This is a genomic window from Catellatospora tritici (genome assembly GCF_019083965.1).
GTDB classification, from domain to species: domain Bacteria; phylum Actinomycetota; class Actinomycetes; order Mycobacteriales; family Micromonosporaceae; genus Catellatospora; species Catellatospora tritici.
Genome location: NZ_JAHRCY010000007.1, coordinates 338,626 through 353,624 on the forward strand (window position 1 = coordinate 338,626; position 14,999 = coordinate 353,624).

Here is a 14,999-nt window from a genome sequence, read left to right on the forward strand (position 1 = left end):
GGTTCGGACCGGAGACGGCGATCTTGCCGCCCCGGCCCGCGGGACGGGCGACGGGCGGCGGCACCGGCTACAGGCGCGGGTCCACCGGCTCGGACTCGCTGGCGAGGATGGCGAAGACCAGCTCGTGCACGCGCCAGAGTGCACCGCCGTCGGCCGCCTCCCGCAGCGCGGCCAGGCCGAGGCCGTGCTCGCGCAGCGCCAGTGACCGCTTGCGGCCCAGGCGCCGGTCCCGCAGCCCGGCCAGCTGCCCCGGCTCGGTGTACGACGGCCCGTAGATGATCCGCAGATACTCCCGACCACGACACTTGACGCCCGGCTGCACCAGCCGACCCTTGCCGTCGCGCACCTCCAGCCCGGCGTACGGCTTCACCACCATGCCCTCGCCGCCCGCCTCGGTCAGCTCCAGCCACCAGGCGGTGGCCCGCTCGGCGGCGTCCGGTTCGGACAGGTCGAGCACCAGCCGCCGGGTCGGGGTGAACCCGGCCGGGTCGGCGGCGACGAGCCGGTCGGCGATGCCCAGGTGCCAGCCGTGGTCGGCGTCGGTGAAACCGCGGCCCTGCGCCGCCAGCACCGCAAAGGGCGCCAACGTCACCGCGTCCAGGCCTTCGGCGGGCGCGTACCGGCGGTAGGCGTCGGTGAAGGCGCGCACGTCGCGCAGCCCGCCGTCGAGACGCTCGCGCAGCGCGGCCACGTCCAGCCCGCGCCCGGCGGCCGCGGTGAGCACGTCGAGCGCGGCGGGCAGCACGGTGCGACCGGCGGTGCCGACGGCGGCGTACTGCTCGATCAGCGTGCGGGCCTTGGCCGACCAGGGCAGCAGTTCACAGTCGAGCAGCAGCCAGTCGGTGTCCAGCTCCTCCCACAGCCCGGCCGCGGTGACCGCGGCGCGGACCCGGGCCAGCAGCTGCTCGGTGCGCTCGGGTGCGAAGAACAGCCGCCCGGTCCGCGTGTAGATCACGCCGGTGCTGCCGTCGTCGACGAACCGCTTGGCCGCGGTGGCGGCGTCGCGGCAGACCAGCACCACCGCGCGCGAGCCCATGTGCTTCTCCTCGCACACCACCCGGTCGACCCCGACCGCGCGCAGGTCGGCCAGGGCCTCGACCGGGTGCTCCAGGTAGCCGTCCTGCGCCGAGGTGGAGGCGGGTGCCATCGTCGGCGGCAGCCACAGCAGCCAGCGCGGGTCGACCGCGAACCGGCTCATCACCTCCAGCGCGGCGGCCGAGTGCTCGGCGGGCACGGTGACCGTGCCGTACGGCGTCTGCACGTGCCGCCGCCCGGTGACCTCGGACAGCCGCAACTGACCGGCGGCCCGGTCGGTGGCGGGGGCCGGGTTCAGCGGCCGGGCGGGCGCGTAGTGCTCGGCTTCGGCCTCGACCGCGATCAGCTCCCGCTCGGGGTAGCGCAGGGCGGTGAGGCGGCCGCCGAAGACGGCGCCGGTGTCGAGGCAGATGGTGTTGTTGACCCATTCCGGGGTGACGGTCGGGGTGTGGCCGTAGACGACCATGGCGCGACCCCGGTACTCCTGCGCCCACGGGTAGCGCACGGGCAGGCCGTACTCGTCGGTCTCGCCGGTGGTGTCGCCGTACATGGCGAAGGCGCGGACCCGGCCGGAGGCCCGGCCGTGGTACTCCTCCTTGAGCCCGGCGTGCGCCACGACCAGCTTGCCGCCGTCGAGCACGTAGTGGCTGACCAGGCCGTCGAGGAAGCGGTCCAGCCCGTCGACCGGGTCGGCGGCCAGCTGTGCGACCGACTCGGGCAGCCCGTGCGTCAGCTGCACCTTCCGGCCGCGCAGATGGCGCAGCAGCTTGTTCTCGTGGTTGCCCGACACGCACAGTGCCCGGCCACCCGCGATCATGTTCATGGCCAGGCGCAGCACACCGGGCGTGTCCGGGCCGCGGTCCACCAGGTCGCCGACGAACACGGCGGTACGCCCCTGCGGGTGGCTCGCGTCCACGGCCTTGCCGCTGCCGTCGCGGACCAGCTCCCAGCCCAGCGTGAGCAGCAGCGACTCCAGCTCGGCACGGCAGCCGTGCACGTCACCGACGATGTCGAACGGCCCGGTCAGGTCGGTGCGGTCGTTGAACAGCCGCTCGTAGCGCAGCTCGACGGCCTCAGGGTCGGTGACGACGTGCACCTTGCGGAAACCCTCACGGGCCAGGTGCCGCAGCGACCGCTGCAGGTCGCGGTGCTGGCGGCGCAGCACCTCCCGGCCGAACGTCCGGTCCGGCCGCGCCTGCGTCCGCTCCCAGCAGACCGACTCCGGGGTGTCCAGCACGATCGCGACGGGCAGCACGTCGTGCTCGCGCGCGGTCGCCACCAGCGCGGCACGGGCGTGCGACTGCACGTTGGTGGCGTCGACGACGGTCAACCGCCCGGCGCGCAGCCGCTTGGCCGCCACGTAGTGCAGCACGTCGAAGGCGTCGGCGGTGGCGGACTGGTCGTTCTCGTCGTCGCGGACCATGGCCCGGAAGGTGTCGCTGGACAGCACCTGCGAGGGCGTGAAATGCCGCCGGGCGAAGGTGGACTTGCCGGAGCCGGAGATGCCGACCAGGGCCACCAGGGCCAGCTCGGGGATGTCGAGGGTCGTCATGCCGCCACCTCCGTCGCGGTCGTGGTCCTGGTGAACAGGGCGAGCTGGGTGGGCGTCCCCACCTCGGGGTCAGGGTCGCCGACGCCGCGTACGGCCACGGTGTAGCCGTACTCGGCGGCGACGGTGTCGCACCACTGGGCGAACTCCGCCCGGGTCCACTCGAACCGGTGGTCGTCGTGCCGGTGCTCGCCCTCGGGCAGGTTCTCGTAGCGGACGTTGTACTCGACGTTGGGAGTGGTCACGATGACCGCGCCCGGTCGGGCGTCGCCGAAGACCGCCGCGCACAGGGCGGGCAGCCGGGGCAGGTCCAGGTGCTCGATGACCTCCATCAGCACGGCGGCGTCGTACCCGCGCAGCCGCTCGTCGACGTAGGTGAGCGCGGACTGGACCAGCTTGATCCGGGCGCGCTGCCGGTCGGGCAGCCGGTGCAGGCGCAGCCGCCGCTCGGCGATCTCCAACGTCCGGGGCGACACGTCCGCGCCGAGGATCTCGGTGTAGCGGCGGTCCTTCATCAGGTCGCCGAGCAGCGCCCCGCCGCCGCAGCCCAGGTCGAGGACTCGGGACGCGCCGGTCTCGGCCAGCGCGGCGAGCACCGCCGTCCGGCGTACCAGATTCAGGGGTTTGGGCTTCTCGGCGGTGTGCTCGGCGACGGAGTCGTCGGGTGCCGTCTCGGCCAGCGGTGCCAACTGCTCATCGGCGCGTTCGGCCAGCGCGCGGCTGTGCGCCAGGTAGCGCCGGATGATCAGCGGCCGCTCCGGGTGCCCGGCCAGCCAGCCCTCGCCCGCGCGCAGCAGCTTCTCGATCTCGTCGGGCGCGACCCAGTAGTGCTTCGCGTCGTCGAGCACGGGCAGCAGGACGTAGAGGTGGTTGAGCGCGTCGGCCAGGCGCACCTCGCCGGAGATGGTCAGGTCCAGGTAGCGGCTGTCGCCCCATTCGGGCCGGGCCTCGTCGAGTGGCAGCACGCTGCCGGTCACGGTCCAGCCCAGCGGGGTGAACAGCCGCTCAGCCAGCGCGAGGCCGCCCTTGGCGCGCAGCACCGGCACCCGGATCTCCAGCGGGATCGCGGTGGCGGCCAGCTCCGGCCGGTCCTTGGACACGCCCCGGGCCGCGGTGCGGAACACCCGGTTCAGCGCGGCGGCGAGCAGGCTCGACGCGGCGTACGGGCGGTCGTTGACGTACTGGTTGAGCTGCCCGTCCGCCTTGCCGTCGACCAGCCGCCGCGGGTCGACCTCCAGCAGCAGCGCCATGGTGCAGCGCTGCTCGTCGGCCCGCGGGTAGAGCACGGTCGCGGTGCCCGTGCTCAGGTCGAAGGTGTGCACCCGCTCCGGGTGCTTGACCAGCAGATAGCCAAGATCTGTCGCCGGGCTGTGGGTGGTGGAGACGGTCAGCAGCACGACGAGGCATCTTGCCAGGTAGACCGGCGCGCACGCATTCCGGTTAAGCGCGCTACCGTCGTGAAGTGACCTCCACACGATCGGGCCTTGTCGACCGCTTCGGGCGGCGCGCCGTCGATCTGCGGGTCTCGCTGACCGATCGGTGTAATCTGCGCTGTTCGTACTGTATGCCCCCGGAAGGCCTGCCCTGGCTGCCCAACGCCGAGGTGCTGACCGACGCCGAGGTGCTGCGACTGGTCGAGCTCGCGGTGACCCGGCTCGGCGTCACCGAGGTGCGCTTCACCGGCGGCGAGCCGCTGCTGCGCCCCGGCCTGGTCGGCATCGTCGCCGGGGCGGCCGCGCTGAACCCCCGGCCCAAACTGTCGGTCACCACGAACGCCATCGGCCTGGCCCGGCTGGCCGCGCCGCTGCGCGAGGCGGGGCTGGACCGGGTCAACGTCTCACTGGACACCCTCGACCCGGACCGCTTCGCCACCATCGCGCACCGCCGCCGCTTCGACGACGTCGTCGCGGGGCTGGCCGCCGCGGCCGAGGCGGGGCTGACCCCGGTGAAGCTGAACACGGTGCTGCTGCGCGGCGTCAACGACGACGAGGCCCCTGCCCTGCTGCGCTTCGCCCTCAAGCACGGGTACGAACTGCGCTTCATCGAGCAGATGCCGCTGGACGCCCAGCACGGCTGGAGCCGTACCGACATGGTCACCGCCGAGGAGATCCTGGCCGCGCTGCGGGCCGAGTTCGAGCTGTCGCCCGACCCGGCCGAGCGCGCGGGCGCTCCCGCCGAGACCTGGCTGGTCGACGGCGGCCCGGCGAAGGTCGGCGTGATCGCCTCGGTCAGCAGGCCGTTCTGCGGCGACTGCGACCGGACCCGGCTGACCGCCGACGGGCAGGTGCGCAACTGCCTGTTCGCGCGCGGCGAGACCGACCTGCGGGGTCTGCTGCGCGGCGGAGCCGGGGACGAGGAGATCGCGCAGCGCTGGCGCGACGCGATGTGGGGCAAGCTGCCCGGCCACGGCATCGACAACCCGGATTTCCTGCAGCCGGCCCGCCCCATGTCCGCCATCGGAGGATGACGTGATCACAGTGCGCTTCTTCGCCGGAGCCCGAGCCGCGGCCGGGGTGTCGGAGGAGTCGTACCCGGCCGGGCTGGACCTCACCCAGCTGATCAAGGAGATTGGCGCCGACCGTGGCGACGGTCTCGCCCGGGTGCTTCTTTCAGCCAGCTTCCTGGTTGACGGGCTAGCGTGGCACGACCGCCGCGCGCCGATCCCCGCCGGTGCGACAGTGGACGTCCTCCCGCCGTTCGCCGGCGGCTGACCCCCGACCCAAAGGACTTCCGTGCTCCAGGCGCTGGTCTTCTTCAGCATCGTGCTGCTCGTCGTCGGCCCGATCCACTGGTACCTGTGGAAGCGGATGGTCCGCGACACGACCCGGCCCGGCCGGGCCCGCAAGATCGGCACCGCGATCCTGTTCGGCCTGGTCGCGCTGCTGCTCGGCGCGTTCATCCTGCCCCGCGCGATCGGCGCCAAGGCGAGCACGGTCATCCCCCTGGCCGGGTACCTGTGGCTCGCGGTCCTGTTCTACCTGCTGCTGGTCCTGCTGGTCCTGGAGATCCCCCGCGCCCTGGCCAACCGCGCCCTCCGCCGCCGCGCGAAGATCACCGAAGTTGCCGGGCAATCGGGCGAAATCGGGGCCACCATTGCCCCGATTGCCGGGCAACTCGAACGATCAAGCACGCCCGCCACCGTCACCAAGGCGCCCAACACGGCCCAGGCCGACCTGGCCCGAGTGACCACCGAGTCCACCGTGACCGGAGTGACCAACGAGTCCACCGTGACCGGAGAGGCCACCATGACCGCCGTGGCCGCCGTGGCTGGAGCGGCCGCCGTACCCGGAGCGGCCGCCGTGCCCGTCGAGCCCGGCGAGGCCGGGGCTGGCGAAGTTGCCGGGCAATCGGGCGAAAGTGGGGCTGTCATACCCCCGAGTGCCAGGCAAGTTGGACGATCAAGCGCGAGCACGGGTGAGGGCGCGAGCGGAGGCGCGGGTGAGCGGGAGGCGGAGAGCCGGCGGCTGTTCCTCGCGCGGGGGGCGGCGATCTTCGCGGGGCTCACCGCGACCGGGATCACCGCGTACGGCGCGAAGACCGCGCTGTCCGGGCCGGTCGTCAAGCGGATCCAGATCCCGCTGGCCAAGCTCCCGCGCAGCATGGACGGCTACCGGATCGCCCTGGCCAGCGACATCCACCTCGGGCCGCTGACCGGCATCGAGCACACCCGCCGCATCGTGGCCGCCCTCAACGGCATGGACGCCGACCTCGTCGCGATCGTCGGCGACCTGGTCGACGGCAGCGTCGCCGAGCTCGCCGACGAGGCCGCGCCGCTGCGTGACCTGCGCTCGCGCAACGGCGCCTACTTCGTCACCGGCAACCACGAGTACTTCTCCGGCGCCGAGGAGTGGGTGGCCGAGGTGGAGCGGCTGGGGCTGCGGGCGCTGCGCAACGAGCGGCTCGCCATCCACGGGCTGGACCTGGCCGGGGTCAACGATGTGACGGGCGAGAGCGAAGGACCGGGCAAGGGGCCTGATTTCGCCCGTACGCTGGACGGCCGGGACCCCAGCCGACCGGTCGTGCTGCTGGCCCACCAGCCGGTGCAGGCCCACGAGGCCGCGAAGCACGGCGTCGACCTGCAACTGTCCGGGCACACCCACGGCGGACAGTTGGTGCCGTTCAACCTGATCGCGGCCCTGCAGCAGCCGGTGATCTCCGGTCTCGGCGAGGTCGACGGCACGACCGTTTACGTCACCAACGGCGCCGGCTACTGGGGTCCGCCGGTCCGCGTCGGCGCCCCGCCGGACGTCACCCTCGTGGAGTTGCGCGCCCCGTAATTGTCAGGGTTTTCCGTTAGAACTGTCACGGATGTGCGTGGCGGGTGGGGACGGGAGCAGCGGGCGTGTCAGGATTCCGTGTGCCCCCCGTCTGGACTGCTGATCTGCATATCCACTCGCGGTACTCGCGTGCGTGCAGCAAGGACCTTGAGCTGCCCACGCTCGCCTGGTGGGCCAGGCGCAAGGGCATCGCACTGCTGGGCACCGGTGATGTGACTCATCCGGCCTGGTTCGAGCATCTGCGCACTCATCTGCGCGAGGCCGAGCCCGGTCTTTACCGGCTGAGCCCGGAGACCGAGCGGGAGGTGGCGCAGAAACTGCCGCCGCGCCTGGCTTCAGGGGATCCGGCCCGGTTCATGCTGAGTGTCGAGATCTCCACGATCTACAAGCGGGGCGACCGTACCCGAAAGGTGCATCACCTCATCTACCTGCCCGATCTGGACGCGGCGCAACGGTTCCGCGAGCGCCTGGGCCGGGTGGGCAACCTGGCCAGCGACGGCCGCCCGATCCTGGGCCTGGACTCCCGCGACCTGTTGGAGATCACCCTCGACGCCAGCCCGGACGCGTACCTGGTGCCCGCGCACATCTGGACGCCCTGGTTCTCCGCGCTGGGCTCGAAGTCGGGCTTCGACGCCATCGCCGACTGCTACGCCGACCTGGCCGGGCACATCACCGCGGTGGAGACCGGCCTGTCCAGCGACCCGGCGATGAACCACCGGGTGTCCAGCCTGGACGCGTACACCCTGGTGTCCAATTCCGACGCTCACTCGCCGCAGGCCCTGGCCCGCGAGGCGACCCGCTTCGACTGCGCGCTGGACTACTACGCGGTCAAGAACGCGCTGGCCGGAGCACCTGGCCTGGCCGGGACGATCGAGTTCTTCCCGGAGGAGGGCAAGTACCACGGGGACGGGCACCGCGACTGCGGCGTCAACTGGACGCCCGCGCAGTCGCGCGAGACCGGCGGCCTGTGCCCGGTGTGCGGGCGACCGCTGACCATCGGCGTGCTGGCCCGGGTCGAGGCGCTGGCCGACCGGCCCGACGGGGTCGCGCCCACGCATGCCAAGCCGGTGACGCATCTGGTGCAGCTGCCCGAGATCGTCGGCGAGATCGAGGGTGTCGGCCCGAAGACCCGCACCGTCGAGGGCAGGGTGAACGCGCTGGTCGCGGCCCTGGGCTCGGAGCTCTCGATCCTGACCGAGGTGCCGCTGGACGAGGTCGCGGCGGTCGGCGGCGAACTGCTGGGCGAGTCGGTACGCCGCCTGCGCGCCGGTGCCGTGCACCGCGTCCCCGGCTACGACGGCGAGTACGGCGTGATCCGCCTGTTCGAGCCCGACGAGCTGCGCCCGCATACCACCGCCCCGGACACCCTGTTCGACCTGCCCGCCGCGCCGGTGCCCGCCCCGCGCAAGCCGAAGGCGCCCGCGCCGGCCAAGCCGGTGGTGCGGCGGTCCGCGCCGCGCCGCCCGGTCAGCGCGCCGCCACTGCCGCCGGAGCCGTCGCCGCACGAACCGTTCGAGCCGATGCTGGCCGGGATGGAGGAGGTCGGCACGGGTCTGCTGGACCGGCTCGACGCGATGCAGCGCGTCGCCGCGTCCGCCCCGGGCGGACCGCTGCTGATCGTGGCCGGTCCGGGCACGGGCAAGACCCGCACGCTGACGCACCGGCTGGCGTACCTGTGCGCCGAGATGAACGTGTACCCGGAGGAGTGTCTGGCCATCACGTTCACCCGCCGGGCCGCCGACGAGCTGCGCCACCGGCTCGCCTCACTGCTCGGCCCGGTCGCCGACGACGTGACCGTGTCGACGTTCCACGCGCTGGCCCTGTCGGTGCTACGCGAGCAGGAGCCGAACCTGACCGTCGTCGACGAGCCCGGCTGCCCCGACGGCATCCTGCTCGACGAACTGGTGCCGCGACTGGTCGCGCTGCTGCGGGCCCAGCCGTCGCTGGCCGACAAGCTGCGGGCCCGCTGGCCGTGGGTGTTCGTCGACGAGTACCAGGACGTCGACCCCGACCAGTACGCGCTGCTGCGTCTGCTCGTGCCCAGCGACGGCAACCTGTGCGCGATCGGCGACCCCGACCAGGCGATCTACTCGTTCCGGGGCGCGGACGTCGCGTTCTTCCTGCAGTTCTCCCGCGACTTCGTGGACGCGCGGGTGGTGCGGCTGACCCGCAACTACCGCTCGGCCGCGCCGATCCTGGCCGCGGCGGTGCAGGCGATCGCGCCGACGTCGCTGGTGCCGGGCCGCCGCCTGGACCCGGCCCGGGTCGACCCGGACGCCCCGCTGATCGGCCGGTACGCCGCGGACAGTCCCGCCGACGAGGCCGCGTTCATCGCGCGCAAGGTCGACGAGCTGGTCGGCGGGGTGTCGCACCGGACCCGGGCGGACGTCCGGGGCCTGACGGGGACGACGGTCTCGTTCAACGACATCGCGGTGCTGTACCGCACCGACGCGCAGGCCGCCGCGATCGTCGACGCCCTGTCGCGAGCGGGGGTGCCGGTGCAGAAGCGCTCGCACGACCGGCTGCGCGACCGCGCCGGGGTCAACGCCCTGGTCAGCGAGATGCGCCTGGCCACCGGCCTGAACGGGTCGGTCGCGGCCCGGCTGACGCTGACCGCCAAGGTGCTGATCGAACGCCCCGCGCTCGGCCGGGCCACGCCCGAGCCCGACGAGGTGTGGTCGGCGGTGGACCTGCTCATGCCGCTGGCGCAGCGGTGCGGGGCGGACCTGGCCAGGTTCCTGGCCGACGTGACCACCGGCGCCGAGGTGGACGCGCTGGATCCGCGCGCCGAGGCGGTGACGCTGCTGACCCTGCACGCGGCCAAGGGCCTGGAGTTCCCGGTGGTGTTCCTGGCCGGATGCGAAGACGGTCTGCTGCCACTGCGGATGCCGGGCAACACCCCGACCGAAGCCGACGTCGCCGAGGAGCGGCGCCTGTTCTTCGTGGGCCTGACCCGGGCGCAGCGCAGGCTGTATGTCAGCCACGCGGCGCGCCGGGCCCGCTTCGGCAGCGAGCGCGACTCCCGCCCGACCCCGTTTCTGCAGCCCATCGACGCGGGCTTGCTCGAGCAGCTGAACGAGCAGGGGCCGCGCCGCCCCCGTGATCAGCAGTTGCGCTTGATCTGATCGGCTGCCGCCGGACGACGAACGGACCGGGTCGCCACCTGTCGAGGTGGCCTCGTTGTCGCGGCAGTGACACCGCACCCTCGCGAGACGCTACGTAGGAAGAGGTTACGCAGCGTCGAGGGGTGGCCGATGTCGATCAAGCTGGTGACGGTGGATCCAGTGACCATGGTCCAGGTCGGATACGCGGCCGCCTGCGCCGCCGATCCGGGGATCGAACTGGTCGGCCAGGCCGCCGGTGAGGTCCGGTTGCGCGAGCTGGTCCACGGGTGCGAACCGGACGTCATCACCGTCGACGCGGCCGTGCCCGGCGCCCTGCCCCTGGCCGCCGGGCTGCGTGAGGAACGGCCGCGGCTGGGCGTGGTGCTCACCGGTCCGGCCGAGGACAGCCTGCTGCTGCGCTCGCTGCAGTCCGGGCTGTCGGCCTATCTGCCGCGCACCGGCCCGGTCGAGCTGCTGATGGCCGCCGTACGCCACGCCGCCGTCGCGCCCGCCTCGTTCACCGCCCCGGATCTGGCGGCCGTGCTGGCCCGCCGCCGCAGCTCGACCCAGCAGCTCAGCCCCCGCGAGGAGGAGATCCTGCGGGAGCTGCACGCCGGGGGCAGCCTCGCCGCGATCGCGCTGCGCATGCGCCTGGCCGAGTCGACGGTCCGCACCTACGTGAGCCGCCTGTACGACAAGCTCGGCGTGCACAGCCGCGAGCAGGCCCTGGCGGCCACTCGCCGCTGACGCGCGTCAGCGGTCGAAGAACGTGTTCATGATGTTGATGGCCCCGGGTCCGATCACGACGATGAACAGTGCGGGCAGCAGGCACAGGACCAGCGGGAACAGGACCTTCACCGGCAGCTTGCGCGCGGCCTCCTCGGCAAGCTGACGACGCTTGACCCGCATCTGCTTGGCCTGCGCGCGGAGCACCCCGGCGATGGGGATACCGAGCTCGCCTGCCTGCGCCAGTGCGGTCGAGAAGGTCTTGAGCTCGCCGACCGACGTGCGCGTGCCGAGCGCCCGCAGCGCGTCGACGCGGCGCTGCCCCATCTGCATCTCGTGCAGCACGCGCGCGAACTCACGGGCGAGCGGACCGGGCATCGTCGAGGCGACGTTCACCAGCGCCGCGTCGAAGCCGAGACCCGCCTCCACCGACAGCGTCAGCAGGTCCAGCGCCTCGGGCAACTGGTGCCGGATCGTCTGCTGGCGACGTAGGCCGAGGTCGTACACGACGAACATGGGCAGGCCGAAGCCGAGCGCCGCGGCGATCAGAGTCGTCAACAGGATTCCGCCGCCGGAGAGACCGAGCAGCAGGCCGAGCCCGGCGCCGGCCAGACCGAGCAGCAGCAGCGCCAGGCCCTGAATCTCAACGACCCGCTCCGGCGGCCAACCTGCCGGGTTTCCGGCCAGGTCGAGGTGCCGCTGCACCCGCGCGGTCGTACCCTTCGGCGCGACCAGCTGGCCGACCGAGGAGAACTGCCGGGAGGCCGGTCGGAGTCGGTGGAACAGGCTCTCCTCGGACGGAGCCGCGCTACCGGGCGCGTACTGATGGTCGATGCTCTCCAGGGCCTTCGCCACTCCGGCACGTCCTACGCTGCCCGACACAAGAGTGATCACTGCCAGCACGATGGCGGCGAAGATGGCGATCACACCAATGTTGAGAATGAGCTGCTCGCTCATCATCACACCTCGATCTTGGTCAGACGGGAGAGCCAGAAGCCGCCGACGGCGACAAGGGTCACCGCGATGCCGCTCATCAGCAGGCCGATCGCGGTCGTGAAGAGCGTCTCGATGTACTCGCTGCGGATGGCGAACATCAGCGCACCGACGACGACGGGCAGCGCCAGCAGCACCCACGCGCTGATCCGTCCCTCAGCGGACAGCGACCGCACCTCCCGGTGCAGCGTCTCGCGCTCCCTGATCGTCTCGATCGTGGTCGCCAGCACCTCGGCCAGGTTTCCGCCGACCTCACGCTGTACGCGGATCGCGACGACCACCCAGGCCAGTTCCTTGCTCTGCATGCGGGTCGCCACCCGCTCGACGGCGTCTTCCAGATCCACGCCCAGCCGGTGCTCGCCCAGCGCCCGCCCGAATTCGGTCGACAGCGGATCGGGCATCTCCCGGGCCATGGCGTCGAGTGCCTGCGCGAGCGAGAAGCCGGACCGCAGCGAACCGACCACCAGCTGCAGCGCATCGGGGAGCGCCTCACGGAAGGCGCGGGTCCGCTTCGACGCCCGGTTGCGGTGCACCAGCGCGGTCAACGCCCAGCCCAGGAGCGGCCCGAGTACCACGCCGCCGACCACGCCGAGCGTCATCGCGAGCAGGGCCGCGGCACCCAGGCAGACCAGCGCCCGGATGAGCAGCCACTCGTGCGGGCGAAGGCGCATACCGGCCCGGTCGAGCTGCTGCGCCAGCCGACTCTCCACGTTGGCGGACCTGACCACCTGGGCAGACAGCGCGAGCGCGGCCGCGGTGACCTGGCTCGAGTTCTCGGGTGCCGGCTGCGCCGAGCGCCGTGGCGCGGCGACGAACTGCTCCACCTGGGCGAGCCTTCGCCGCCGGTCGGCAGCCGAGTAGGCCGGTGAGATCAGCAGCAGTGCACCGCCGAGCAGGGCCAGGAACACCAGCGCCATGGACACCAGCAGCAGGGTGTTGCTGGGCGGATTCGCCGGGGCACCGGTCAGGGGTTCGCTCACCGCCGTGTCGACGGCCAGGGACAGCGGCACCTCGGTCGAGACGCCGGCAGCGGTGATGGTCAGCCTCACCTGACGTCCCGCCATCGACGGCGGCACGTTTACCCGTACCAGCAGCTGAACCGTCAGCGAGCCGCTCGCGGTCGCGAAGGCCTCGGCCAGCGCCGCCGCGTCGGCGGCGGTGTAGGCGGTGCCGTGCGTGCCGGACGAGAGCTGGGCCAGCTGCCCGACGCTGGCGTCGGCGGTGCGGAACGCGATCGTGTCCACCGCGACCGCGGCCGCGATGGCAGCCGACTCGACCGCGGCTGCCGTCGCCTTGGACGCCGTGTCGGCTCCGTCGGACAGTGCGACGATACGTCGCTGCGCCCAGTCCCCGCCGGACAGCGCCGCCGTGGCGAGTTTGATGCCGTCGTAGAGGGCCGTGCCGCCCTTGGCCGTCAGGTCCGCCAGAGCCCGCGTCGCCGCAGCCCGGTCCCCGGTCGGCCGCAGCACCACGGTCGCGGGCGCTCCCGCGCTCACCAGGCCGACCTGCACGTCACCGGGCATCTGCGCCAGATATCGGGCGGCGGCGACCCGGGCAGCCTGAATCGGCGCCCCAGCCATCGACCCCGAGGTGTCGAGCACGAGGAAGACGGCCCGGCGTGGGACGCTCGCGGACTTCACCGCCGACACCGGCTCGACCTCGGTCACCAGGACCTGCGCGTCGGCCGCGACGCCGACCTGGTCGAGCCGCGAACCTCCGGGAAGGTCCCGGGCCGACAGGTAGAACTCGATCAGCCCCGGTTCCTGCCGCAGCCCGGAGACGGTGAGGGTGGGAGCCGCGGCCGCGGCGACCTGACCCGGGGCCAGCGCCAGCAGCATCGCGGTGAGGACACCCGCCAGGATCCTTGGACGCATCACATACCCCTGCCGAAGGTCTCGAGCGGCAACGAGATGCCGTGGTCGGCGAGCTGATCGAGGAACCGCGGGCGCAGCCCGGTGCTGACGAGCGCACCCTGATGCCGGCCGTACTGGTCCTGGCCCGCCCGGAAGTCGAAGGTGAACAGGTCCTGCATGGTGACGACGTCACCCTCCATGCCGGTGACCTCGGTGATCTGCGTGATCCGCCGGGTGCCGTCACGAAGACGGGTCAGCTGCACCACGATGTCCACGGCACTGGCGACCTGCTCCCGGATCGCGCGCACGGGCAGGTCCATGCCTGCCATCAGCACCATCGTCTCCAACCGGGCGAGCGAGTCCCGGGGCGAGTTGGCGTGGACAGTGGTCAGCGAGCCGTCGTGACCGGTGTTCATGGCCTGGAGCATGTCCAGTGCCGCACCGTCGCGCACCTCGCCGACGACGATCCGGTCAGGCCGCATCCGCAGCGCGTTGCGGACCAGGTCGCGGATGGTCACCTCGCCCCGGCCCTCGATGTTCGGCGGACGGTACTCCAGCCGTAGCACGTGCTCCTGCGCCAAGCGCAGCTCGGCGGAGTCCTCGATGGTGATGATGCGCTCGTCGGACGGCAGGAAGGAGGAGACCACGTTGAGCAGGGTCGTCTTGCCGCTGCCGGTGCCACCGGAGATGAGGACGTCGAGCCTGCCCTGCACGCAGGCGCGCAGCACCTCGGCGACGCGTTCGCTCATCGTCCCGAACCGGATCAGATCCTCCACCCCGAACGGTTCGGCGGAGAACTTGCGAATCGTGAGCGCGGCGCCGTCCACCGAGATCGGCGGAACCACCGCGTTCACCCGGCTGCCGTCGGGCAGGCGCGCGTCCACCATGGGTGACGACTCGTCGACCCGGCGCCCGACCCGTGACACGATCTTGTCGATGACCCGGCGCAGATGCGTCTCGTCCATGAACGTGGCGTCGACGGCGTGGATCCGGCCGAACCGCTCCACGTAGATCCGGTCCCACGCGTTGACCATGATCTCGGTTATCTCCGAGTCGCGCAGCAGGGGCTCGATCGGGCCGTGGCCCAGAATCTCGTCCAGAATCTGCCGGTATGCCGTCGCCCGGTCCGCCGCGGTGAGGTTGGCCTCCTCCTTCGCCAGCACCTCGGGCAGCGTGTCACGCACGCGGCGCTCCAGCTCGGCGTCATCGGAGACGGTGTCGTAGAGCTGCGGACCCAATTGCTCCAGCAGCGCCTGGTGGACGCGCTTGCGCACCGCGGCGAGCGGATCGTAGGCGCGGCGAGTGCTGCGCCGCCCGTACTGGATCGCACTGACCGGCACAGCCGACACCGGCTGGGATGCGGCGCCGGACGCCTCGTTGATGCTGGCGATACGTTCGGTGAGCACACCCGCGCCGTTGACGGCCGCGGTCCGCTGGCCGAGACGATCCTGCAACGACATCT

Annotated in this window: 10 protein-coding genes; 5 read left to right on the top strand and 5 right to left on the bottom strand. The window is 72.3% G+C overall.

Going from position 1 to position 14,999, the window contains the following annotated elements; translation table 11 throughout:
• Positions 1 to 67: 67 nt before the first annotated feature.
• Both KUA19_RS18660 and KUA19_RS18665 read right to left on the bottom strand, forming a co-directional pair.
• Positions 68 to 2,587 (bottom strand): polynucleotide kinase-phosphatase, encoded by a 2,520-nt coding sequence (locus tag KUA19_RS18660; RefSeq protein ID WP_217397265.1) that lies wholly within the window; start codon positions 2,585 to 2,587, stop codon positions 68 to 70.
• Positions 2,584 to 3,981 carry a 3' terminal RNA ribose 2'-O-methyltransferase Hen1 gene (locus KUA19_RS18665; RefSeq protein ID WP_217397266.1) on the bottom strand — a complete coding sequence of 466 codons (1,398 nt, stop codon included), beginning with the start codon at positions 3,979 to 3,981 and terminating at the stop codon, positions 2,584 to 2,586. The genes KUA19_RS18660 and KUA19_RS18665 overlap by 4 nt, the downstream gene beginning before the upstream one ends.
• Positions 3,982 to 4,046: 65 nt before the next feature.
• Here KUA19_RS18665 and moaA point away from each other — a divergent pair, with 65 nt between their 5' ends.
• The 5 genes from moaA (at position 4,047) to KUA19_RS18690 (ending at position 10,712) form a co-directional block, all read left to right on the top strand.
• Positions 4,047 to 5,051, top strand: a complete 1,005-nt coding sequence (gene moaA / locus KUA19_RS18670) for a GTP 3',8-cyclase MoaA (protein ID WP_217397267.1) — start codon at positions 4,047 to 4,049, stop codon at positions 5,049 to 5,051.
• 1 nt (position 5,052) lies between these two features.
• Positions 5,053 to 5,295, top strand: coding sequence for a ubiquitin family protein (locus tag KUA19_RS18675; protein WP_217397268.1), 243 nt, complete (start codon positions 5,053 to 5,055; stop codon positions 5,293 to 5,295).
• Positions 5,296 to 5,316: 21 nt separating this feature from the next.
• Positions 5,317 to 6,861 carry a metallophosphoesterase gene (locus KUA19_RS18680; protein ID WP_308167502.1) on the top strand — a complete coding sequence of 515 codons (1,545 nt, stop codon included), beginning with the start codon at positions 5,317 to 5,319 and terminating at the stop codon, positions 6,859 to 6,861.
• 80 nt (positions 6,862 to 6,941) lie between these two features.
• Entirely contained in the window at positions 6,942 to 9,986 is a 3,045-nt protein-coding gene (locus tag KUA19_RS18685) for a UvrD-helicase domain-containing protein (protein WP_308167503.1), read from the top strand.
• Positions 9,987 to 10,115: 129 nt separating this feature from the next.
• On the top strand, positions 10,116 to 10,712 hold the full coding sequence (locus KUA19_RS18690) for a LuxR C-terminal-related transcriptional regulator (RefSeq protein WP_217397270.1): 597 nt from the start codon (positions 10,116 to 10,118) through the stop codon (positions 10,710 to 10,712).
• Between the two features lie 6 nt (positions 10,713 to 10,718).
• Here the strand turns inward: KUA19_RS18690 and KUA19_RS18695 are convergent, their stop codons facing one another.
• The 3 genes from KUA19_RS18695 to KUA19_RS18705 are packed head-to-tail and all read right to left on the bottom strand — an operon-like array spanning position 10,719 to position 14,997.
• Positions 10,719 to 11,648 (bottom strand): type II secretion system F family protein, encoded by a 930-nt coding sequence (locus KUA19_RS18695; RefSeq protein ID WP_217397271.1) that lies wholly within the window; start codon positions 11,646 to 11,648, stop codon positions 10,719 to 10,721.
• Between the two features lie 2 nt (positions 11,649 to 11,650).
• Complete coding sequence (locus tag KUA19_RS18700) at positions 11,651 to 13,558, bottom strand: VWA domain-containing protein (protein WP_217397272.1); 1,908 nt, start codon at positions 13,556 to 13,558, stop codon at positions 11,651 to 11,653.
• Entirely contained in the window at positions 13,558 to 14,997 is a 1,440-nt protein-coding gene (locus KUA19_RS18705; RefSeq protein ID WP_217397273.1) for a TadA family conjugal transfer-associated ATPase, read from the bottom strand. Before KUA19_RS18705 ends, KUA19_RS18700 begins: the two co-directional genes overlap by 1 nt.
• Positions 14,998 to 14,999: the final 2 nt, after the last annotated feature.

Coding starts and splice junctions, on each gene's coding strand:
- KUA19_RS18660 (WP_217397265.1), bottom strand. CDS start 2,587: ATGACGACCCTCGACATCCCCGAGCTGGCCCTGGTGGCCCTGGTCGGC.
- KUA19_RS18690 (WP_217397270.1), top strand. CDS start 10,116: ATGTCGATCAAGCTGGTGACGGTGGATCCAGTGACCATGGTCCAGGTC.
- KUA19_RS18695 (WP_217397271.1), bottom strand. CDS start 11,648: ATGAGCGAGCAGCTCATTCTCAACATTGGTGTGATCGCCATCTTCGCC.
- KUA19_RS18700 (WP_217397272.1), bottom strand. CDS start 13,558: ATGCGTCCAAGGATCCTGGCGGGTGTCCTCACCGCGATGCTGCTGGCG.
- KUA19_RS18705 (WP_217397273.1), bottom strand. CDS start 14,997: ATGTCGTTGCAGGATCGTCTCGGCCAGCGGACCGCGGCCGTCAACGGC.